Genomic DNA, 21,286 nt, shown 5'->3' with positions numbered 1-21,286 from the left:
CAAAGAAATGGATGCTGGCCACCAGCCTGTCGCTGGCGGCCTGGGGGGCGCAGGCCCTGCAGATCACCAGCTTTTCGCCGCAGGGCGAAGTGGCCCGGGTGCGGCAGGTGGTGGCCAAGTTCGATGCCGCTGCCGTCAACTTTGGCGACCCCAAGGCGCCCGCGCCGCTGGCCCTGAGCTGCAGCGATGCCGGGGCCACCAAGGGCACGGGCCGCTGGACGGGAGAGCGCGAGTGGGTGTTCGACTTCGAGCGCGACCTGCCGCCGGGGGTGCGCTGCACCGCCACCGTCAGGGCAGGGTTCAAATCGGCCGCTGGCGCTGAATTGACGGGCGCGAAAAGCTATCAATTCAATAGCGGAGGGCCATTCGTGCAGACCATCCGCCCGAACCCCTACCAGGAGATCGACGAAGAGCAGTTCTTCGTGCTGCAGCTCAATGGCCCCGCCACCACCGCCAGCGTGCAGGGCAATGTGTGGTGCACGGCCGAAGGCGTGGGCGAGCGCATCCCGGTCCGGTTGATCGAGGGCGCGCAGCGGGCCGAGATCCTGAAGGCGCTGGGCCTGGAGAAAAGCGCCGCGCAGGAGCCCCTGCAGTACGCCGCGCTGGCCTGCAACCGGCGGTTCACGTCCGGTTCGCGCATGCAGGTCGTGTTCGGCAAGGGCGTCGCCACGCCCAGCGGGGTGGCCAACGCGGTGGAAAAACGCTTTGACTTCAAGGTGCGCGAGCCCTTCTCGGCCGAATTCAGCTGTGAGCGGGAGAACGCGCAGGCGGCCTGCCTGCCCATCCGTCCGCTGCAGCTGTCCTTCAATGCCCCCGTGCCGCGCAAGCTTGCAGCGGCCATCCGCCTCAAATCGGCCAAGGAGACGCTCCAGCCCCGGATGGAAGGCGCGGGCGATGGCCAGGCGGGCGATGCGCTGGTGAACAGCGTGCAGTTCGCCGCGCCCCTGGCCGAGAACACGGCGTTCACGCTGGAGCTGCCCAAGGACCTCAAGGACGCCTCGGGCCGTCCGCTGCGCAATGCCGACAGCTTTCCGCTGAAGGTGGCCACGGGCGGCATGCCGCCGCTGGCCAAGTTCGCGGCGGCGCCGTTCGGCATCGTGGAGCGTTTTGCCGAGGGGCCGCGCTCCGACAAGCCCCCCGCGCTGCTGCCGGTGACGCTGCGCAATGTCGAGGCGGCGCTGCGCGTGCAGGGGCTGCAGCCGGGCGCCGAGGCGCCGGCAGGCAAGGTGAGCACGCTCAAGCCCCGCACCGATGCGGACATCATCGCGTGGTTCCGCAAGGTGCAGCGCTATGACAACTACGTGGTGAACCGCAAGCAGGCGCGGCAGGACGTGAGCGGCCCGCTGCCCAAGGCGCTGGACGAGGACAAGGAGTACGTGCAGTCGCGCATGCTGTCGCTGCTGGCGGGCAAGGGCGGGGTGAAGACGCTGGACCTGCCCAGGCCTTCCGGCAACGACCCGCGCCCGTCCGAGGTGGTGGGCATTCCCCTCACGCCCGGGTTCCACGTGGTGGAGATCGCCTCGCAGAAGCTGGGCGCCTCGCTGCTCGACGAACGCCATGGCGATGCCCGCACGATGTATGTGCGCACCTCGGCCCTGGTCACCAACCTGGGCGTGCATTTCAAGCTGGGCCGCGAGAACGCACTGGCCTGGGTGACCACGCTGGACAAGGGCCAGCCGGTGCAGGGCGCCACGGTGCGTGTGTCCGACTGCAAGGGCAACGAGCTGGCGCAGGCCATCACCAACGACCAGGGGGTCGCGAACATCGAGGGCCTGTCGTCCGAACCGCCGCGCTGCGGCGATGCCTACCACGGCGGCGATGGCGGCCAGGCCTATTTCGTGAGTGCGCGCCACAAGGGCGACGACGGCGTGGAGGACATGGCCTTCACGTGGAGCGACTGGCAGCGCGGCATCGAGCCCTGGCGCTTCAACGTGCCTACGAACAGCGCCCCGCGCCCCAGCGAGCGGGCCCACACCATCTTCGACCGCACCCTGTTCCGGGCGGGCGAAACCGTGTCGATGAAGCACGTGCTGCGCTCTGAAACCCGCCAGGGGTTCGCGCTGCCCGCGCAGCGGCCCGAGACCCTGGTCATCACCCATGTGGGCAGCGGCCAGCAATTCACCCAGAGCCTCGCATGGCGCACGACCGCCACCGGGGGGCTGAGCGCGCAGAGCAGCTTCGCCGTGCCGCCCGCCGCCAAGCTCGGCGTGTACCAGGTGGAGCTGCGCAGCGATTCCGACAATGAGCGCAGCTTCAGCTCGGGCGAGTTCCGCGTGGAGGAATTCCGCCTGCCGGTGCTCGAAGGGCGCATTGCGCCGGCCGACAAGAAGGCGCTGGTGCGCGTGCGCTCGGTGCCCACCGACGTGCAGGTCAACTACGTGGCGGGCGGCGGCGCGGCCCATCTGCCGGTGCGGGTGTCCGCCCTGGTGCGCGGCAAGAGCCTGCAGTACGCCGACTACGAGGCCTTCAGCTTCAACCCTCCGCGCAAGCGCGCGCAGGCCTCCAGCGCGGGTGGCGACGACGAGGAGCCCGCCGCCAGCCAGGACGCGCGCGTGATCGCCGACAAGCTGCCGCTCACGCTGAACAAGGACGGCGCGGGCAAGCTGACCATCGACAACGTGCCCCAGGCGCGCGAACCACAGGAATTGCTGATGGAGGCCACGTATGCCGACCCCAACGGCGAGGTGCAGACCCTGCGCGGCACGCACACGCTGTGGCCCGCCGGCGTGGTGGCGGGCGTGAAGACCGAGGGCTGGGTCTCGGCCCGCCAGAAGATCCGCTACCAGGCCCTGGCGCTGCAGCACGACGGCAAGCCCGCCGCCGACACCTCGCTGCAGGTGCAGGCCATCGCGCGCATCACGACCACCACGCGCAAGCGCATGGTGGGCGGCTTCTACAGCTATGACAACCAGACCGAAACGAAAGACCTGGGCACGCTGTGCAGCGGCAAGAGCGACGCGCGCGGCCTGCTGCTGTGCGAGTCCAGGCTGGATGAGCCCGGCGAGGTGGAACTGGTGGTCACGGCCACCGACCGCGACGGCAACACCAGCGTGGCCGCCTCGTCGGTGTGGGTCACGCGCCAGGGCGAGCTGTGGTTTGGCGGCGAGGACCACGACCGCATCGACCTGCTGCCCGAGAAGAAAAGCTACCAGCCGGGCGAGACCGCCAAGTTCCAGGTGCGCATGCCGTTCCGCTTTGCCACGGCACTGGTGGCGGTGGAGCGCGAGGGCGTCATCGACACCCAGGTGGTGCAGCTCAACGGCCAGGACCCGACGGTGAGCCTGAAGGTGCAGCCGGATTGGGGCCCGAACGTGTACGTGAGCGTGCTGGCCCTGCGCGGGCGCCTGCGCGAGGTGCCGTGGTACAGCTTCTTCACCTGGGGCTTCAAGGCGCCGCGCGAGTGGTGGACCTCGTTCTGGTACGAGGGCAAGGAGTACCAGGCGCCCACGGCGCTGGTGGACCTGTCCAAGCCCGCCTTCCGGCTGGGCCTGGCCGAGATCCGCGTGGGCACGCAGGCCCACCAGATCAGCGTGAAGGTGGCGGCCGACAAGGAAAGCTATGCCGTGCGCGGCAAGGCGCAGGTCACCATCACCGCCACGTTGCCGGGCGGCAAGCCCGCCGCCAATGCCGAGGTGGCCGTGGCCGCCGTGGACCAGGCGCTGCTGGAGCTGATGCCCAACACCAGCTGGAACCTGCTCGAAGCCATGCTCCAGCGCCGCAGCTGGGGCGTGGAGACCTCCACCGCGCAGATGGAGATCATCGGCCGGCGCCACTATGGCAAGAAGGCCGTGCCTGCCGGCGGCGGAGGGGGCAGGGCGCAGACGCGCGAGCTGCTCGACACGCTGCTGCTGTGGGAGCCGGCCCTGCAGCTGGACGCCAACGGCCAGGCCAAGGTGACGGTGCCGCTCAATGACGCGCTGACCACCTTCAAGATCGTGGCGGTGGCCGATGCGTCCACCGGCCTGTTCGGCACCGGCAGCACCAGCATCCGCGCCACGCAGGATTTGCAGATCATCAGCGGCCTGCCGCCCCTGGTGCGCGAGGACGACCAGTTCCGCGCGCAGATCACGCTGCGCAACACCACCAAGGCGGCGATGAAGGTCGAGGTGGCGCCGCGCGCCACGCTGCTGGAGCTCAAGCCCCAGACCGTCGACATCCCCGCCGGCGAGTCGCGCGAGGTGGCCTGGAACGTCACCGCGCCGGCCCAGCTGGCGCAGACGCGCTCCGAGTCCATCCTGTGGGAGATCGAGGCCAAGGACACCGTCAGCGGCGCGCGCGATGCCCTCAAGGCACGCCAGCGCATCATCCCCGCCGTGCCGCTCACGGTGCAGCAGGCCACGCTCGTGCAGGTGGACGGCAGCTTCAGCCTGGACGTGAACCCGCCCGCCGATGCGCTGCCGGGCCGGGGCGGCCTCAAGATGTCGCTGCAGCCCAAGCTGGCCGAGGGCCTGCCCGGCGTGCGCGACTGGTGGGCCCGCTACCCGTTCGCCTGCCTGGAGCAAAAGACCAGCAAGGCCGTGGGCCTGCGTGACGGCGCGCTGTGGCAGACCGTGGTGGCGCAGTTGCCCACCTACCTGGACAGCGACGGCCTGGCCAACTACTTCCCGCCGCGCGACGGCGACGCCAACCGGGGCAGCGACACGCTCACGGCCTACGTGCTGGCGGCCACGCACGAGGCGGCCAGCCTCAACCCCGCGTTTGCCCTGCCCGACGAGGCCCGCGCGCCCATGGAGCGCGGCTTGATCGCGTTCGTGGAAGGCCGCATCCAGCGCAGCTTCTGGAGCCCGCGCAAGGACCTGGACATGCGCAAGGTGGCCGCGCTGGAGGCGCTCTCGCGCTACGGCAAGGCCCAGGGCCGGATGGTCGGCAGCATCACCATCGCGCCCAACCAGTGGCCCACGCACACGGTGATCGACTGGGTGAACGTGCTCAAACGCGTGGCCGACGTGCCCGAGCGCGACAAGCGCCTGGCCGAAGCCCTGCAGATCCTGCGCAGCCGCCTGTCGTTCCAGGGCACCAAGCTGATCTTCAGCACCGAGCAGGACGACTACTGGTGGTGGCTGATGCAGAACGGCGACGTGAACACCGCGCGCCTGATGCTCGCGGTGATGGACGACCCGGCCTGGAAGGACGACATGGGCCGCCTGGCCAACGGCTTCATCAGCCGCCAGCAAGCGGGCGCCTGGCACACCACCACGGCCAACCTGTGGGGTGGGCTGGCGCTGGAGAAATTCAGCGCCAAGTTCGAGGCCGTGCCGGTGTCAGGCAGCACCAAGGCCACGATGTCTGGCAACAGTGCTACCGTGGACTGGAGCAAGGTCGAGCGCGTGAAGGCCAGTGACGCCACGGGTTCCGCGCACCAGACGACCTGGTTCGGAGCCCCCGCATCGCCCGGCAACCTCAAGAACAACGACATGTTCCTGGCCTGGGGCAAAGCGGGTGGCAAGGAAAGCCTGGCGGTGGCCCACCAAGGGCCGGGCAAGCCGTGGCTCACCCTGCAGTCCGTGGCCGCCATCCAGCTCAAGGCTCCGTTTGCCGCAGGCTATGCCATCAAGAAGACCGTCACGCCGGTGGAGCAGGCCAACAAGTCGCTGCCCGCAGGCCAGTACACACGCGGCGACGTGCTGCGCGTGACGCTGGAGGTGAACGCCAGCGCCGACATGACCTGGGTGGCCATCACCGACCCGATTCCGGGCGGCGCCACCATCCTGGGCAGCGGCCTGGGCCGCGACTCGGCCATCGCCACGCAGGGCGAGAAGGCGAAGAGCGGCGCGGGCTGGCCCGCGTTCGAGGAGCGCAGCTTCGAGGCCTTCCGCAGCTACTACGAGTACCTGCCCAAGGGCACGGTCAAGATGGAGTACACCGTGCGCCTGAATAACGTGGGCGATTTCGCGCTGCCCCCGAGCCGCGTGGAGGCCATGTACGCGCCCGAGATGTTCGGCGAGCTGCCCAACGCGCGGGTCAAGGTGGAGGCGGCCAGGTAGCCGCGGCGCCGTGCCACGCCCCGTCATGAGCCGTCCTCGGAGCCGCGCGCCATGAGCCTCAGTGTCTTCGTGGAACTGCGGTTCTGGCTGCTGGTGGCGTTTTCCCTGGTGCTGCCCGCGGGCATCTACGGGCTGCTGCTGGCCACGCGCTCGATCTCGCGCATGGCGGTGCTGGGTTTTGGCGTGGCGCTGGTGCTGATCGCGGGCGTGGACGTGTACCTGCTGCAATCGCTCGCGGCCCTGGCCAAAGGCACGCCGTCGCTGGCGGACGACGCGGTGTTCATCTCCGAGCTGTCGATTGCCCTGTATATCCTGCCGGTGGTGTTCGGCGGCATCGGGGTCAACCTGATCTCGCACGTGCTGCTGCGCCACCTGACCGAGGCCGAAACGCGGTTCGACCGGGAGCATCGGGATGACTGACCGTGGCCGGCCCGTGGTGCCCGGGCGGGCGCGCAGGCCGTACAAGGGGTGGGCCGTGGCGGCCCTGTCCGCCTTCCTGGCGGCGCCCGCGGCGGCCATCGCGACTTTCGAGGAGGTGCGCGCGGACTTCAGACCGTCCGACACCGTGCTCCTCTCGCGCGAGGGCGAGGTGCTGCAGCGCCTGCGCACCGACACCACCGTGCGCCGTGGCCAGTGGGTGGCGCTGGCTGACATTTCACCCGCGCTGCGCACGGCCCTGGTGCTCAGCGAGGACAAGCGTTTCTTCGAGCACAGCGGGGTGGACTGGCAAGCCGCCTCGGCCGCCGCCTGGGGCAACCTGTGGAACCAGCGCACGCGCGGGGCCAGCACCATCACCATGCAGCTGGCGGGCCTGCTCGATGGGGACTGGCGCCAGGGGCCGGGCGGGCGCTCGGTGGCGCAAAAGCTCGGCCAGACGGTGGCCGCACAGGTGCTGGACCGGCGCTGGCGCAAGAACCAGATCCTGGAGGCCTACCTCAACCTCGTACCCTTTCGCAGCGAACTGGTGGGCATCGACGCCCTGAGCCGCACGCTGTTCGGCAAGGCCGCCCATGGCCTGGACGAGCGCGAGGCGGCCGTGGCGGCCGCGCTGGTGCGCGCGCCCAACGCGCGCCCCGGCCTGGTGGCGCAGCGGGCCTGCGGGGTGCTGCGCGACATGCGGGCGCAGCAGCCACCGGCGCGGCCGCCATCCCTGGCCTCCGGCCGTCCGGCACAGCACCTGCCCCCCGCGGACTGCGATGCCCTGGACCTGTTCGCCACGGCGGCGCTGCAGCGCCGCGCGTTCGATGCGAGCGAGGGCGTGGCCCCCCACTTCGCGCGGCACTTGCTGCGCCAGCGCTTCAAGGAAGGGGGCGTGGTGCCCGAGCGCGTGCAGAGCACGCTGCGCGCGCCGCTGCAGCGCTTTGCCGTGCAGACCCTGCAGCAGCACCTGCGGGAGCTGCGCGGGCGCAACGTGGAAGACGGCGCGGTGCTGGTGCTGGACAACGCCACGGGCGCGGTGCTGGCCTGGGTGGGCTCGTCGGGGCCGCTGAGCCAGGCCGGCGAGGTGGATGGCGTGCTGGCGCCGCGCCAGCCGGGCTCCACGCTCAAGCCGTTCCTGTATGCGCAGGCCATCGCCGAGCGGCGTCTCACGGCGGCCTCGCTGGTGGACGATTCGCCCGCGCACATCGCCACCGCGGGCGGCCTGTACATCCCGCAGAACTACGACCGCCAGTTCAAGGGCTGGGTGTCGGTGCGCACCGCGCTGGCGGCGTCACTGAACGTGCCGGCGGTGCGCACGCTGGTCATGGTCACGCCGGACGCGTTCCATCGCCAGCTCTCCGCGGCGGGCATGCCGCTGCGCGAAAACGGGGACTACTTTGGCTACAGCCTCGCGCTGGGCAGCCCCGAGGTGCCGCTGCTGTACCTGTCCAACGCGTTTCGCACCCTCGCCAACGGCGGGCGTCTGAGCCCGGTGGCATGGGCCCAGGCGCCCCCCGGCAAGGTCCCGGCCTTCGCCCCCGCGCTCGATCCGCGCGCGGCCTTCATCGTGGGCGACATCCTGTCCGACGGCAATGCGCGGGCGCGCACCTTCGGCACCGACAGCGTGCTGGCCACGCGCTTCTGGACTGCCGTGAAGACCGGCACCAGCAAGGACATGCGCGACAACTGGGCCGTGGGCTGGTCCGCGCGCTACACCGTGGGCGTATGGGTGGGCAATGCCAGCGGCGCGGCCATGCACGACGTGAGCGGCACCAGCGGCGCCGCGCCCATCTGGGCCGCGGTCATGGGCTTCCTGCACGCGCGCGAACCCAGCCGCGCCCCCAAGGCGCCCCCGGGCCTTGTCCGGGCCGCCGTGCAATTCGGGCCCGCCGCGCCACAGCCCGGTGGCGCGGGCGACGCCCGCCAGCCCCTGGAGGCGGCGCGGCAGGAGTGGTTCCTGGAGGGCACCCAGCAGCCCCTGTTTGCTATTGATTCAGGAGCTAACGAGCAAGACGAACCCAGCACCAGCACCAAAAGAATCCCCCATCCCCCGGGGCGCGAGGCCGGGGCGGCCGCGCCGGGCCTTGGCGCGCGCATCACGGCGCCGGCCCCCGGCACCATCATCGCGCTGGACCCGGACATCCCTCCCGCGCGCCAGCGCCTGCAGTTCACCGCCACGGGAAGCGGGTGGCTGTGGCGCATGGACGGCAGGCCGTTCGGGCGCGGCGCGCGCGTGGCCTGGATGCCCTGGCCGGGGCGGCACGTGGTGCAGCTCACCGATGCCCAGGGCCAGGTGCTGGACGAGGTCCGCATCGAGGTGCGCGGCGCGGGTGCCGTGGCGCCCGCACCCAGGGCCACTGCGCATTGACGCCACGAAATCCGAGGGATACGGTGTGACTTGCCGCCCGGCACGCCACAGGTAGACGCCTAGAATGGTTACAAGATATTTCTATGCCCTTTCTGCGCCAGTTCTTTTCCCACCGCCTGATCTGGCTGGCCCTGTTGGTCTCGCTGGGCATTGGCGCACTCTTCGCACGCACGATCTGGACCATTCGCGCTGACGAGTGGAACTACGCCGCCCAGACCAACGCCAATCTCGCGCGCACGCTGGAGCAGGGGCTGAGCTGGGCGCTCGACACGTTCGACAAATCGCTGGAAGGCGTGGCGCGCGAGGTGGGCAGGCCCGAGGTGTGGGCCCTGCCGCCCGACCTGCGCGCCCGGGTGGTGTTCGACAACTCCCTGCGCGCGCGTGGCGCGGGCGATGTGCTGGTGCTCGACACCCTGGGCAACGTGGTGCTCGATTCGGGCCCGCTGCCGCCGCGCCGGGTCAACTTCGCGGACCGCGACTATTTCACGGCGTTCCAGTCGGGCGGGCACCAGGGCCTGTTCGTGGGCAAGCCCGTGCCCTCGCGCGTGACCGGGCTCAACATCCTGCCGGTCTCGCGCGCCTACTACCGCCCGGACGGCAGCTTCGCCGGGGTGGTGGTGGGCGCCATCAGCCTGAGCTATTTCAATGAGCTGTTCGGTTCGCTCGACATGGGCCCCCACAGCGGGGTGAACCTGTTTCGCAGCGACGGCGTCGTGATCACCCGGTTTCCCTATGGCGACGCCGACGTGGGCCGCAGCCTGGCGGGCACCCCCAACATGATCCGCTTCCAGACGGAGGGCACGGGCACCTTCATCGGCACGTCCACCATCGACGGCATGGAGCGCCTGTATTCGTTCCGTCCCGTGGGGCGCTATCCGCTGATCCTCAACGTGGCGCAGTCCACCGACACCGTCCTGGCCAAGTGGTACCGCAGCGCCTGGGTGCTGGGCGGGTTCGCGCTGCTGCTGATGGTCAGCTGCGTGGGGCTGGCCACGCTGTTCGTGCGCGAGCTCACGCTGCGCCAGCAGGTCTCCGCGCGGCTGCGCGAGGCCGAACGCAACACGCGCACCATTCTCGACAACATGCCCTCGATGATCGGCTACTGGGATGCCGGGCTGCGCAACCGGTTCGCCAACCAGGTCTATTTCGAGTGGTTCGGCGTGCGGCCCGAGCGCATGCCCGGCATGCACCTGAGCGACCTGCTCGGGCCGGAGCTGTTCGCGCAGAACAAGCCGTTCCTGGACAGGGCGCTGCTGGGCGAGCCGCAACTGTTCGAGCGCACCTTCGCGGATGTGCATGGCGTTGCGCGCCACACCATGGCCTCCTACCTGCCCGACACCGAGGGCGGCAAGGTGCGTGGCATCTTCGTGCAGGTGACGGACATCTCGGAACGCAAGCGCATGGAGGACGAACTCTTTGACGAGAAGGAGCGCGTGCGCCTCACGCTGCAGTCCATCGGAGACGCGGTGGTCTGCGCGGACGCCCATGGAGCGGTCACGTACCTGAACCCGGTGGCCGAGCGCCTGACCGGCTGGCAGGCCTTCGACGCGGCGGGCCACAACGTGGACGAGGTGGTGAACCTGCGCAGCCCCGACAACGACGCGGTGCTGGCCAGCCCCTTGCGCCAAGCCATGGAGCAGGGCCTGGCGGTGGAAGCGGTGCGCGGCGTGGTCCTGCACCGCACCAGCGGGCAGCGCTTTCAGGTGGAGGAAACCTCCAGCCCCATCACCGACCGCCATGGGGCCGTGACGGGCGCCGTGGCCGTGCTGCGCGATGTGACCGAATCGGTGGTCATGGCCGAGCGCATGGCGCACCTCGCCCAGTACGACGCGCTGACCGACCTGCCCAACCGCGTGCTGCTGCAGGACCGCGCCCAGCTGGCCATCTCGCAGGCGCGCCGCGACGGCAAGTGCCTGGCCGTGATGTACCTGGACCTGGACGGCTTCAAGGACGTGAATGACACCCTCGGCCACGATGTGGGCGACCTGCTGCTGGTGCAGTTCGCCCAGCGCCTGAAGGCCGCCGTGCGCGCCTCGGACACCGTGTGCCGCCAGGGCGGCGACGAATTCGTGGTGCTGCTGCCGGGGCTGGACGGCGCCGAGCCCGCGTGCAGCGTGGCATGCAAGATCCTCGCGTCCTGCGACCTGCCTTTCGAGCTGGCGGGGCGGGTGCTGCAGATCGGGCTGAGCGGCGGCATCGCGCTGTACCCCCAGCATGGTGACACCTTCGACGCGCTTTCGCGCCATGCCGACAGCGCCATGTACGCCGCCAAGCGCGGCGGGCGCATGCGCTTCATGCTCTACCGGGGCCCGGACGAGGCGCCCGAGGTCGTGCTGGCCGACAACGCGGGAGGCCGCGTGCGCTGAGCATGCGGCGGTGCGACGCGGTGCGGGGAGGGGGGCCGCATGCCAGAACCCACGGTGGGATCATGTTTTGCTATGAAAATAATAGCTTATTGCGCTTGTGGAATAAGCGCCAGGCGGTGTTTTTGGTGAAAGTCCTGGAGCTTGCGCGGGCCCGCCTCGGCCTGCCTTGGAAATTTGTTGCAGCCCCGCGCAAATAATTTTGATGGCCCGCCAGCGCGCAAGTGCCTACCATCCGCGCAGTTCTTACCGTCCCCTGTGCAACCCCTTCTGGAGCGTCCGCGTGCCTGACTTGTCCAAAATCACCTGCATCGAAGACCTGCGTGTCATCGCCCAGCGGCGCGTGCCGCGCATGTTCTATGACTACGCCGATTCAGGCTCGTACACCGAGGGCACCTACCGCGCCAACGAAAGCGACTTCCAGCGCATCAAGCTGCGCCAGCGCGTGGCCGTGAACATGGAAGGCCGCAGCACGCGCACCACCATGGTGGGGCAGGACGTGGCCATGCCCGTGGCCATCGCGCCCACGGGCCTCACGGGCATGCAGCATGCCGACGGCGAGATCCTGGGCGCGAAGGCGGCCAAGGCGTTCGGCATCCCGTTCACGCTCTCGACCATGAGCATCTGCTCCCTCGAGGACATCGCCGAGCACACGGGGCGCCACCCGTTCTGGTTCCAGGTGTATGTGATGCGCGACCGCGACTTCATCGAGCGCCTGATCGACCGCGCCAAGGCCGCCAACTGCTCGGCGCTGCAGCTCACGCTGGACCTGCAGATCCTGGGCCAGCGCCACAAGGACATCAAGAACGGACTGTCGGCGCCGCCCAAGCCCACGCTCGCCAACCTCATCAACCTGGCGACCAAGCCGCGCTGGTGCCTGGGCATGCTGGGCACCCCGCGCCGCTCGTTCGGCAACATCGTGGGCCATGCCAAGGGCGTGGGCGATCTGTCCTCGCTCTCGTCCTGGACGGCCGAGCAGTTCGACCCGCAGCTCAACTGGGGCGATGTCGAGTGGATCAAGAAGCGCTGGGGCGGCAAGCTGATCCTCAAGGGCATCATGGACGCGGAGGACGCCCGCCTGGCGGTCGACAGCGGCGCCGATGCGCTCATCGTCAGCAACCACGGCGGCCGCCAGCTGGACGGCGCGCCATCGTCCATCGCCGCGCTGCCCGGCATCGCGGCCGCTGCCGGCAAGGACATCGAGGTGTGGATGGACGGCGGCATCCGCAGCGGGCAGGACGTGCTCAAGGCGCGTGCGCTGGGCGCCCAGGGCACGCTGATCGGGCGCAGTTTCCTCTACGGCCTGGGTGCCTTCGGCGAGGCGGGGGTGACCCGCGCGCTGCAGATCATCCAGAAGGAGCTGGACATCACCATGGCCTTCTGCGGCCACACCAACATCAACACGGTGGACCAGTCCATCCTGCTGCCGGGCACCTACCCCGCCTAACCGTGGCCCGTGCAACCGCGGCCGGCCGGTGCGCAGGACCTACAGCGTCTTCTGCAGCGCCGCGATCTCCCGCTGCAGGGTCTGCACCACGAAGTCCTCGCGCGGCTGCATGCGCGCCGTCATGGCGCTCACGCTGATGGCGCCGACCACCATGCCGCCCCGGTCCCGGATGGGCACGCCAATGCTGGTCACGCCCGCCACGGCGTAGTTGGTGATGCTGGCGTAGCCCCGCGCACGGGCGGTTTCCATCAGGTCCAGCAGGATCTGCCGCGTGAGGCCCCCGTAGGTGGCCAGGTGCGGCTCGATGCGGCCGAGCACCTCGGGCAGTTCGTCCTGCGGCATGAAGCTCAGCAGCGCCAGCCCCCCGCCGCCAATGCCCAGGGGCCGGCGCTTGCCCACTTCCACGGTCAGCACCTGGATCGGAAAGCTGCCGGACTGGCGGTCCAGGCAGAACGAATCCGCCCCGCTGCGCACCACCAGGAAGGCGGTGTCCCCCGTCTCGGCGCTGATGCGTGCGAGGAAGGGCGCGCACTGGTCGCGCAAATTGAAGTGGGTGGACGCCACCAGCCCGAGTTCGTAGGCGAAGTGGCCCAGCCGGTAGCGGCGCCGGGCGTCCTGCATCACCAGCCCGCCTTCGACCAGTTGCTTGAGCAGCCGGTGCACCGTGGGCTGCGCCAGGCCGCTGGCCGCCACCAGCGTGGACAGGCGGGCGCCGGACTTGTGCTCGGAGGAAATCAGCCGCAGCAGCCCGATGGCCCGGTCCAGGCTTTGAACGGTGGTCATGTCATCAAATTCACTGTAAATCCATATTGTGGACTTATTTGCTTTGGCGTCCGGCCGTGCAAAGGAATAATTCAATGAGAAATTTATTTCACTGACGACGATTCAACAATAAAAGTCCGTATTGCGGAATATTTGCATGTACCCCATCGATTTCTTCTACCGCGCTGTCCGGATGTATCCGCAGCGGGAAGCCCTGGCCGGCGGCGGCCAGGTGCTGACCTATGCCGCGCTGGCCGCGCGCGTGGACGCCGCCGCCTGCGCGCTGCAGCAGCTGGACGCCGAACCCGGCTCGCGCGTCGGCATCTGCGCCGGCAACACCGTGGACCATGTCGTGGCGCTGCTGGCCGTGCTGGCGGCGGGCAAGGTGTGGGTGCCGCTGAACTGGCGCAACCCGGCGGCGGAGCTCAACCGCATCATCGCGTTCACCGAACCCACCATCGTGGTGGCCGAGCCCGCGCACCTGGGCACGCTCGACCTGGCCGGCGTGAAGGCCGTGCTGGCGCTGGGCGAGGGCGGTGAAGCCCGCGCCACGCTGCAGGCCGCCGAGGCTGCGCACGCGGGCCAGCGGCCCCGGCCGCACGGCCGCTCGCGCGACGAGGCCCAGGCCATCAAGTTCACGGGCGGCTCCACCGGCGTGCCCAAGGGCGTGATGCAGCCCTACCGCGCGTGGGTGGCCACGCTGGTCAACCAGATCCAGGCGTTCGGCTTCGGCGCGGACGACCGCTACCTCATCTCGGCGCCCGTCACGCACGGCACCTCCACCTACCTGCTGCCCATCCTGGCGCAGGGCGGCTGCCACGTGCTGCCCGCCAGCAACAAGCCGGCCGAGCTGCTGCGCAGCTTCCGCGAGGATGGCATCACCACCACCTTCATGCCGCCCACGCTGCTGTACATGCTGGTGGCGGAGGCGCATGGCGAGCGCCTTCGGCTGCCCCGCCTCAGGCACCTGATCTACGGCGGCGCGCCCATGCCGCCCGAGAAGATCCGCGTGGTGCGCGAATGCTTCGGCCCCGTGCTGGAGACCACCTACGGCCAGACCGAGGCGCCGCAGGTGGTCAGCGTGATGCGCGCCGAAGACTTCGCCGACGAGGCCAACTGGCGCTCCGTGGGCCGCCAGGGCCTGGTGACCGACATGGCCATCATGAGCCCGGAAGGCGCCCTGCTGCCCACGGGCGAGGCGGGCGAGATCGTGGTGCGCGGCGACCTCATCATGAACGGCTACTGGAAGATGCCGGAGAAGACCGCCGAGACCATCGTGGACGGCTGGCTGCACACGGGCGACCGGGGCTACGTGGACGAGCGCGGCTACCTGTTCCTCAAGGACCGGCTGCGCGAGGTGGTCATCACCGGCGGCTTCAACGTCTACCCCATCGATGTGGAGAGCGTGCTCGACCAGCACCCCGCCGTGCACGAGTCCGCCGTGTTCGGCATCGAGGACGACAAGTGGGGCGAGGCCGTGCACGCGGCCGTGCAGCTCAAGCCCGGCGCGCAGGTGAGCGCGCAGGAGCTCATCGCCTTCGCCAAGGAGCACCTGGGCTCCGTGAAGACCCCCAAGGCCGTGCACTTCTACGCCGACCTGCCGCGCAGCGTGGCGGGCAAGGTGCACAAGGTCACGCTCAAGGCCGACATCACGCACCTGGTGCGCCAGGAGCAGCCCGCATGAACAAGCCCGTGGAACGCCCCTACACCGAGCTGTGCACGCACTCGCCAACGTCGATCCACTACCGGGGCGACAACCTGGCCGAGGACGTGCTGGGCCAGCGCGGCTTCACCGACGTGCTGTTCTCGCAGATCCTCAACCGCCGGCCTGACGCCGACGACCTGCGCGTGCTCGACGCCGCGCTCATCGCCATCATGGAGCACGGCCTCACGCCGAGCGCCATCGCCACGCGCATGGTCTACATGAGCTCGCCCGAGAACATCCAGAGCGGCGTGGCAGCGGGCCTGCTGGCCGTGGGCAGCCAGTTCGTGGGCACGGTGGAGAATTCGGCCATCCTGCTGCGCCAGATCATCGATGCGCCCGAAGGCGTGGAGGCCGCGGCGCGCGCCACGGTGCAGCGCCACCGCGCCGAGCGCAAGCCCATCCCCGGCTTCGGCCAGCACATGCACAAGCCGGACGACCCACGCGCGGCCAGGCTGCTGGCCATCGGCCGCGAGCATCCGCGCTTCGAGGGGCGCTACCTGCAGGCCATCGAGGTCCTCTCGCGCGAGGTGGATGGCGCCTTCGGCAAGCACATCACCATCAACGCCACGGGCGCAGTGGGAACGCTGCTGGGCGAGCTGGGCGTGCCCCCGGCGATGATGCGCGGCTTTGCCGTCATCTCGCGCGCGGCGGGGCTGGTGGCGCACATCGCGGAAGAGCAGCGCATTCCGTCCGCCCGTTTCGTGTGGGACCTGGTGGACCACGAGGTGCCCTACCGTGGCACGGGCGAGGGCCACAACAAGGACCGGAGCGGCGAATGACCGGCACCACCCCTTCGCGCGACATCCTGGTCTGCGATTCGGTCACCCGCATGGGGCAGGACGTGCGGGGCCGCGTGGCCATCGCCGCCTCGCATGGCGGCGTGTTCGCGGTGCACCTGGCGCTGCAGGAGGGCGTGGCCGGCCTGGTGGTGTGTGATGCGGGCGTGGGGCTGGAGCGCGCGGGCATCGCGGGCCTGGACCATGCCAACAGCCTGGGCGTGCCGTGCGCCGCCCTCCACCACCGCTCGGCGCGCATCGGCGACGGGGCCGACTGCGCGCGGCGCGGCCTGGTCTCGTACGCCAACGCGCGTGCCGTGCAGCTGGGCGTGCGCGTGGGCATGCCCGCCCTGCAGGCCGCGCAGTGCATGGCCGCTGCGGACCTGCAGGCCGTGGACCCGGGACCCTCGCCCGGCGAGGCGCGCAAGGTGCTGCCGGGACTGCATGGGCACCGCACCGTCGTGCTCATCGACTCGGCCTCGCTGGTGGCCGAGGAGGACCGCGACTGCGTGGTGATCACCGCCTCGCACGGCGGCTTGCTGGGTGGCCGGTTCGAGACCGCCATCAAGCTGCCCGTGTTCGCCGCGCTCTACAACGATGCGGGCATCGGCTGCGACGGCGCGGGCGTCTCGCGCCTGCCGGCGCTCGATGCGCGGGGCATCCCGGCTGCCACGGTGGCTGCCAGCAGCGCGCGCATTGGCGACGCCCGCTCCGCATGGGAGACCGGCGTGATCAGCCGCGTGAACCAGGCGGCCTATGCCCTGGGGGCGCGCGAAGGGCAGGGCGCACGCGACTGGGCCGAACTCATGGCGGCCGTGCACTGAGGCTGAAGGCCCGGCACAACCCACAAAGAAAGAGACATTCATGGCGACCACAGCACATGCAAGCAGCCCGGCAACGTCGGCCGCGTACTTCCCGCCGCTCGATGCGCTGCCCGGCCGGGGCCGTGTGGCGGGCAAGGTGGCGCTGGTGTTCGGTGGCGGTTCGGCTGGCCCCGGCTGGGGCAACGGCAAGGCCGCCGCCATGGTCTACGCCCGCGAAGGCGCGCGCGTGGCGGTGGTGGACATCCGCCGCGAGGCGGCCGAGGAAACCCGTGCCCAGCTGTACGCCGAGGGCTTCGACGCCGAGGCCTATGCCGCCGACGTCACGGACTCCGCCGCCGTGGCCGAGGTGGCGCGGCGCGTGCACGCGCGCTTTGGCGCCATCGACATCCTGCACAACAACGTGGGCATCACGCGCATGGGCAGCGTGGTCGACATGGACGAAGCCACCTGGCAGCAGGTGATCGACACCAACCTGACCGGCGTGTTCCTCACCTGCAAGCACGTGGTGCCGGTGATGCTGGCGCAGGGGCGCGGCGCCATCGTCAACATCTCGTCGCTGGCCTCGCAGCAGATCAACAGCTACCCGTACATGCCGTACTACGCGGCCAAGGCCGGGCTCAACCACTTCACGCGGGCGCTGGCCGTGCAGTACGCGGCCCAGGGCATCCGCGCCAACGCGGTGCTGCCGGGCGTGATCGACACACCGCTCATCCACCAGCAGATCGCCGGCCAGTTCGCCAGCATCGAGGAGATGCTGCGCACGCGCAACGCCGCCAGCCCCATGGGCCGCATGGGCCAGGCCTGGGACGTGGCCTACACGGCGCTGTTCCTGGCGAGCGACGAGGCGCGCTACGTGACGGGCGTGTGCATTCCGGTGGATGGCGGCAAGGGCTGCACGGGCAAGTAGGCCCTTCACGTTCCAGCGTTTCAAAGTTCCATTGATTCTTTCATTCCCACATTCGCAGGAGACAACACCCATGAACAAGCACCGAATGAACCGCCGCACGGCCGCTGGCGTCGCACTGGCACTGCTGGGGGCCGCGGCGGCGCTGCCCGCCGCCGCGCAGGGCGCCTTCCCTGACAAACCCGTCAAGCTGGTGGTGCCGTTTCCGCCGGGCGGCACGTCGGACATCAGTGGCCGCGTGCTGGCCGACGCCTTGTCTAAGGAACTGGGCCAGCCGGTGATCGTGGAGAACAAGGCGGGCGCGGGCGGCTCGGTGGGCGCGCGCTTCGTGGCCGAATCCAAGGCCGACGGCTACACGCTGCTGCTGGGCACCACCAGCACCAACGGCACGAATTCGGCGGTGTACAAGAACCTGAGCTTCGATGCGCTCAAGAGCTTCACGCCCATCACCCGCATCCTGTCGGTGCCGGGGGTGCTGGCCATCAACAAGAGCTTCCCCGCCAAGAACTATGCGGAGTTCGCCAAGCTCGTGGGCCAGTCGCCCGGCAAGTATTCGTATGCCTCCTCGGGCAACGGCGGCGCCACCCACATGGCGATGGAGTACTACAAGTCGCTCAGCGGCCTGCGCGTGGTGCATGTTCCCTACCGGGGCACGGGCCCGGCGCTCAATGATGTGATCGGCGGCCAGGTCGAGATGATCTACGACACGCTCGCATCGTCCATGCCGCATATCAAGGCCGGCAACCTGGTGCCCATGGCCCTGGCCACGCCCCGGCGCCTGAAGGAATTGCCCGAGGTGCCCACCTTCGCGGAGCTGGGCCTCAAGAGCGCCAACGAAGGCTTCTGGAACGGCGTGCTGGCGCCCGCCGGCCTGCCCGCCGATGTGCTGGAGAAGCTGCACGGCGCCATCGTGCGTTCGCTGCGCACGCCGATGGTGCAGGAGAAGTTCGCCGCCGCCGGTGCCATCACGGTCGAGGACACGCCCGCGGCCTTCGCCAAGATCATTGCCGACGACATCGTGAAGTGGAAGAAGGTGGCCGAGACCAGCCACATCACGGCGGACTGACCGTCTGGCCGTCTGACTGACCGGGCCGCTGACGTGGGGGCGCACCGCGCCCTCGCGCCCCTGCATGGCCGCATTGCCCATTGGCGTCGGGCGGCGCGCCATGGGGCCGCTATAACCCCTGCATGACTCTTTCCTGGATCGCCTGGGCGTGGATACCGCTGACGCTGTGGGCCGCATTGGCACAGACCGCGCGCAACGCGGCGCAGCGCTCGCTCACCGCCGGGCTGGGCACGCTGGCGGCCACGCTGGTGCGCTTTCTGTACGGCCTGCCGCTGGCCACGGCCTGGGTGGCGGGGCTGACCTGGGCAGGGGCGGGCGGCATTCCTCAGTTCAACGGGATGTATGCCGCGTGGCTTGCCATGGGCGCGCTCACGCAGGTGGGGGCCACGGCCTTCCTGCTGCTGGCGATGAAGGAGCGCAACTTCGTGCTCGCCGTGGCGTATTCCAAGACCGAGGTGCTGCAGGTGGCCCTGTTCTCGGCCGTGCTGCTGCACGAACTGCCGGGCCCGCTGGCGCTGGGCGCCATGGCGGCGGCCACGGTGGGCGTGGTGCTGCTGTCGCTGCCGCCGGGCGGCTGGCGCGCGCTGCGCGCGGGGCCAGGGGCCGTGGACGGCCAGGGCAGCGGCCGGCTCGTGGTCTACGGGCTGTCATCGGGCGCCTGCTTCGCGCTGGCCAGCGTGGGATTTCGCGGTGCGTCGCTGGCGCTGGCAGAGGCCAATGCGGGCGTGGCGCCCTGGGTGGCCGGTGCCTGGGGCGTGTTCTGGGCGCAGCTGCTGCAGTCGGTGGTGCTGGGCGGCTGGCTGCTGGCACGCCAGCCCGGCGTGGCGGGCGCCATCGCGCGGGCCTGGCGCATGTCGGTGGTGGCGGGATCGATGGGCGCGGTCGCGTCCATTGCGTGGTTCACGGCCTACGCCATGCGGCCCGCGTCCGACGTGCGCACGCTGGGCCTGGTGGAGGTGCTTTTCAGCTACCTCGTCTCGCGCCGCGTGTTCCGCGAGAGCCTGACGCGCACCGAGGGCGTGGGGCTGGCGCTGGTGGTGGCGGGGCTCGTGGGGGTCTGCGCGCAGTGGTAGCGGTCGCAGCCGCAGCAGCGCCGCCCGGGGCGGCTTGAACGCGGCCGCCGCGCGCTGCACTCTTCGGGCCGGGCGATGAATCCAAAGCGCCTGCTGTGGCGTATTCACCCACAGAAGATCCCATTGCACCGTGAACAGAGACCAATCCCAGAGAATGGGCGCATGAGCACCCTCCACACAGACCGTGAACTGATGGACCTCCTCGACCGCATCGCCGCGCAGGACGACACCGCGCTGAAAAGCCTGTACGAGAGCACCTCGTCGCGGCTTTTTGGCCTGGCGCTGCGCGTGGTGCGCAACCGTGATGCGGCAGAGGACGTGCTGCAGGAGTCGTTCCTGACCATCTGGCGGTCGGCCGCCAGCTACCGTGCATCGCTGAGCCCGCCCATGGCGTGGCTGGGGCTCATCGTGCGCAGCCGCGCGCTCGATGCGCTGCGCAAGCGCACCAGCGACCGCGCGGACCTCATGAACGAACTGGACGATGCCCTGGCGGAAACGCTGCCGGGCGAGGGCGCCAACCCCATGGACGCCACCGAGGCGAGCGAGCAGGCCTTCGCGTTGCACCAATGCCTGGGCAAGCTGGAGACGCGGCAGCGCGAGGTGGTGAGCCTGGCCTACCTGCGCGACCTGAGCCACGGCGAGCTGGCCGAGCAGCTCAAGCTGCCGCTGGGCACCGTCAAGACCTGGATCCGGCGCGGGCTGGAACAGCTGCGCGCCTGCATGGCACGCTATGCCTGAGCCAGGAACCTCCCCATGAACCTTTCCCGACACCCCGAACTGCTGGACCGCCTGGCGGCCAGCTATGCGCTGGGCACGCTGCGGGGCGGCGCGCGCCGCCGCTTCGAAACCCTGGCCCGCGAGCAGGCCCCCGTGCGGGCTGCCGCGCTGGTGTGGCAAGGCCGCTGGTCCGGCCTGACCGAACTGCAGGAACTGGCCGAGCCGTCCTCGCATGTCTGGACCCGCATCCACAACCTGGTCGAGGCGGACAAGGCCGCGCGGGCCCTGCAGGCCGCCCATCGGCCCGCAGACCGGGTGCCGGGCGGCGGCTGGTGGCACAGCCTCTTGGTGTGGCGCGGCGCGGCCGCCGCCGGCGCGCTGGCCACCGTGGCGGCGGTGGCGATCGGCGTGCAGGTGCACGGCGCGCTCAAGGCCACGTCGGGCCGGCAGATTGCCACGCTGCAGCAGCAACTGCAGGCCGCGCCGCAGATCCAGTACGTGGCCGTGCTGTCCGACGACAAGGAGGCCGCGTCGATGCTGGTCACCTTCGACCCCAGGAACAACCAGCTGGTGCTGCAGCGCGTGGGCGGCTTCCAGGAAGGGGCCGACAAGTCGCTGCAGCTGTGGGCGCTGCCGCCCTCGGGCGGGCCGCGTTCGCTGGGGGTGCTGGGTCAGGACAGGCTGCTCACCCTGGTGGCGGGCGAGGCCGATGTGAAGCAGGTGCCAGCCCTGGCGATCAGCCTGGAGCCCAAGGGTGGCGTGCCCAGCGCGACCGGACCTACCGGGCCGGTGCTGTTCAAGGGCGCGCTGATCGAGCGCATGCTGTAAGGGGCGCCGGGGTGGAGGGCTGGCGCAGGCACCCGTCAAAAAAATTTAT

14 protein-coding genes are annotated in these 21,286 nt (G+C 70.1%); 13 read left to right on the top strand and 1 reads right to left on the bottom strand.

Annotation, left to right across the window (positions count from 1 at the left end):
• Positions 1–11 precede the first annotated feature (11 nt).
• From AC1RCS_RS07400 to AC1RCS_RS07380, 5 genes are all read left to right on the top strand, one after another.
• The gene (locus tag AC1RCS_RS07400; RefSeq protein WP_492244258.1) at positions 12–5,984 is read left to right on the top strand and encodes an alpha-2-macroglobulin family protein; all 5,973 of its coding nucleotides are present in this window, start codon (positions 12–14) and stop codon (positions 5,982–5,984) included.
• Positions 5,985–6,035: 51 nt separating this feature from the next.
• A complete protein-coding gene (locus AC1RCS_RS07395; protein ID WP_218295651.1) occupies positions 6,036–6,404 on the top strand; it encodes a hypothetical protein in 369 nt (122 codons plus the stop codon).
• A complete protein-coding gene (gene pbpC, locus AC1RCS_RS07390; protein ID WP_492244171.1) occupies positions 6,397–8,772 on the top strand; it encodes a penicillin-binding protein 1C in 2,376 nt (791 codons plus the stop codon). The genes AC1RCS_RS07395 and pbpC overlap by 8 nt, the downstream gene beginning before the upstream one ends.
• 83 nt (positions 8,773–8,855) lie before the next feature.
• Positions 8,856–11,138, top strand: a complete 2,283-nt coding sequence (locus AC1RCS_RS07385) for a bifunctional diguanylate cyclase/phosphodiesterase (RefSeq protein ID WP_218295649.1) — start codon at positions 8,856–8,858, stop codon at positions 11,136–11,138.
• A gap of 280 nt (positions 11,139–11,418) precedes the next feature.
• Positions 11,419–12,582, top strand: coding sequence for an alpha-hydroxy acid oxidase (locus AC1RCS_RS07380; protein ID WP_369643037.1), 1,164 nt, complete (start codon positions 11,419–11,421; stop codon positions 12,580–12,582).
• A gap of 39 nt (positions 12,583–12,621) precedes the next feature.
• Here the strand turns inward: AC1RCS_RS07380 and AC1RCS_RS07375 are convergent, their stop codons facing one another.
• Positions 12,622–13,365, bottom strand: coding sequence for an IclR family transcriptional regulator (locus tag AC1RCS_RS07375; RefSeq protein WP_369643036.1), 744 nt, complete (start codon positions 13,363–13,365; stop codon positions 12,622–12,624).
• A gap of 136 nt (positions 13,366–13,501) precedes the next feature.
• On the opposite strand from AC1RCS_RS07375, the gene AC1RCS_RS07370 reads away from it, so the two are divergent.
• The 8 genes from AC1RCS_RS07370 to AC1RCS_RS07335 all read left to right on the top strand — a co-directional run bounded on the left by AC1RCS_RS07370 (position 13,502) and on the right by AC1RCS_RS07335 (position 21,237).
• Entirely contained in the window at positions 13,502–15,028 is a 1,527-nt protein-coding gene (locus tag AC1RCS_RS07370) for a class I adenylate-forming enzyme family protein (protein WP_492244170.1), read from the top strand.
• Complete coding sequence (locus AC1RCS_RS07365) at positions 15,025–15,828, top strand: citryl-CoA lyase (protein ID WP_492244169.1); 804 nt, start codon at positions 15,025–15,027, stop codon at positions 15,826–15,828. The genes AC1RCS_RS07370 and AC1RCS_RS07365 overlap by 4 nt, the downstream gene beginning before the upstream one ends.
• Complete coding sequence (locus tag AC1RCS_RS07360) at positions 15,825–16,649, top strand: hypothetical protein (protein WP_369643034.1); 825 nt, start codon at positions 15,825–15,827, stop codon at positions 16,647–16,649. Before AC1RCS_RS07365 ends, AC1RCS_RS07360 begins: the two co-directional genes overlap by 4 nt.
• 40 nt (positions 16,650–16,689) lie before the next feature.
• Positions 16,690–17,556 carry an SDR family NAD(P)-dependent oxidoreductase gene (locus AC1RCS_RS07355; protein ID WP_492244168.1) on the top strand — a complete coding sequence of 289 codons (867 nt, stop codon included), beginning with the start codon at positions 16,690–16,692 and terminating at the stop codon, positions 17,554–17,556.
• A 70-nt stretch (positions 17,557–17,626) separates the two neighbouring features.
• Complete coding sequence (locus AC1RCS_RS07350) at positions 17,627–18,619, top strand: Bug family tripartite tricarboxylate transporter substrate binding protein (RefSeq protein ID WP_492244167.1); 993 nt, start codon at positions 17,627–17,629, stop codon at positions 18,617–18,619.
• A gap of 122 nt (positions 18,620–18,741) precedes the next feature.
• A complete protein-coding gene (locus AC1RCS_RS07345; protein ID WP_218295644.1) occupies positions 18,742–19,692 on the top strand; it encodes a DMT family transporter in 951 nt (316 codons plus the stop codon).
• Positions 19,693–19,854: 162 nt separating this feature from the next.
• Positions 19,855–20,430, top strand: a complete 576-nt coding sequence (locus AC1RCS_RS07340) for a sigma-70 family RNA polymerase sigma factor (protein ID WP_218340070.1) — start codon at positions 19,855–19,857, stop codon at positions 20,428–20,430.
• Positions 20,431–20,445: 15 nt separating this feature from the next.
• Positions 20,446–21,237, top strand: a complete 792-nt coding sequence (locus tag AC1RCS_RS07335) for an anti-sigma factor (RefSeq protein ID WP_218295642.1) — start codon at positions 20,446–20,448, stop codon at positions 21,235–21,237.
• Positions 21,238–21,286: the final 49 nt, after the last annotated feature.

It is taken from the genome of Acidovorax sp. GW823-FHT01C06, assembly GCF_058798375.1.
The sequence above is the reverse complement of the archived record's forward strand: the minus strand, read 5'-3'. Positions and strand labels throughout refer to the sequence as shown.

Bases quoted from the DNA above. Each gene is read 5' to 3' on its own strand.
- AC1RCS_RS07385 (WP_218295649.1), top strand. From the start codon at position 8,856: ATGCCCTTTCTGCGCCAGTTCTTTTCCCACCGCCTGATCTGGCTGGCC.
- AC1RCS_RS07345 (WP_218295644.1), top strand. From the start codon at position 18,742: ATGACTCTTTCCTGGATCGCCTGGGCGTGGATACCGCTGACGCTGTGG.
- AC1RCS_RS07370 (WP_492244170.1), top strand. From the start codon at position 13,502: ATGTACCCCATCGATTTCTTCTACCGCGCTGTCCGGATGTATCCGCAG.
- AC1RCS_RS07400 (WP_492244258.1), top strand. From the start codon at position 12: ATGCTGGCCACCAGCCTGTCGCTGGCGGCCTGGGGGGCGCAGGCCCTG.
- AC1RCS_RS07375 (WP_369643036.1), bottom strand. From the start codon at position 13,365: ATGACCACCGTTCAAAGCCTGGACCGGGCCATCGGGCTGCTGCGGCTG.
- AC1RCS_RS07350 (WP_492244167.1), top strand. From the start codon at position 17,627: ATGAACAAGCACCGAATGAACCGCCGCACGGCCGCTGGCGTCGCACTG.
- AC1RCS_RS07355 (WP_492244168.1), top strand. From the start codon at position 16,690: ATGGCGACCACAGCACATGCAAGCAGCCCGGCAACGTCGGCCGCGTAC.
- AC1RCS_RS07365 (WP_492244169.1), top strand. From the start codon at position 15,025: ATGAACAAGCCCGTGGAACGCCCCTACACCGAGCTGTGCACGCACTCG.
- AC1RCS_RS07395 (WP_218295651.1), top strand. From the start codon at position 6,036: ATGAGCCTCAGTGTCTTCGTGGAACTGCGGTTCTGGCTGCTGGTGGCG.
- AC1RCS_RS07335 (WP_218295642.1), top strand. From the start codon at position 20,446: ATGAACCTTTCCCGACACCCCGAACTGCTGGACCGCCTGGCGGCCAGC.
- AC1RCS_RS07360 (WP_369643034.1), top strand. From the start codon at position 15,825: ATGACCGGCACCACCCCTTCGCGCGACATCCTGGTCTGCGATTCGGTC.
- pbpC (WP_492244171.1), top strand. From the start codon at position 6,397: ATGACTGACCGTGGCCGGCCCGTGGTGCCCGGGCGGGCGCGCAGGCCG.
- AC1RCS_RS07340 (WP_218340070.1), top strand. From the start codon at position 19,855: ATGAGCACCCTCCACACAGACCGTGAACTGATGGACCTCCTCGACCGC.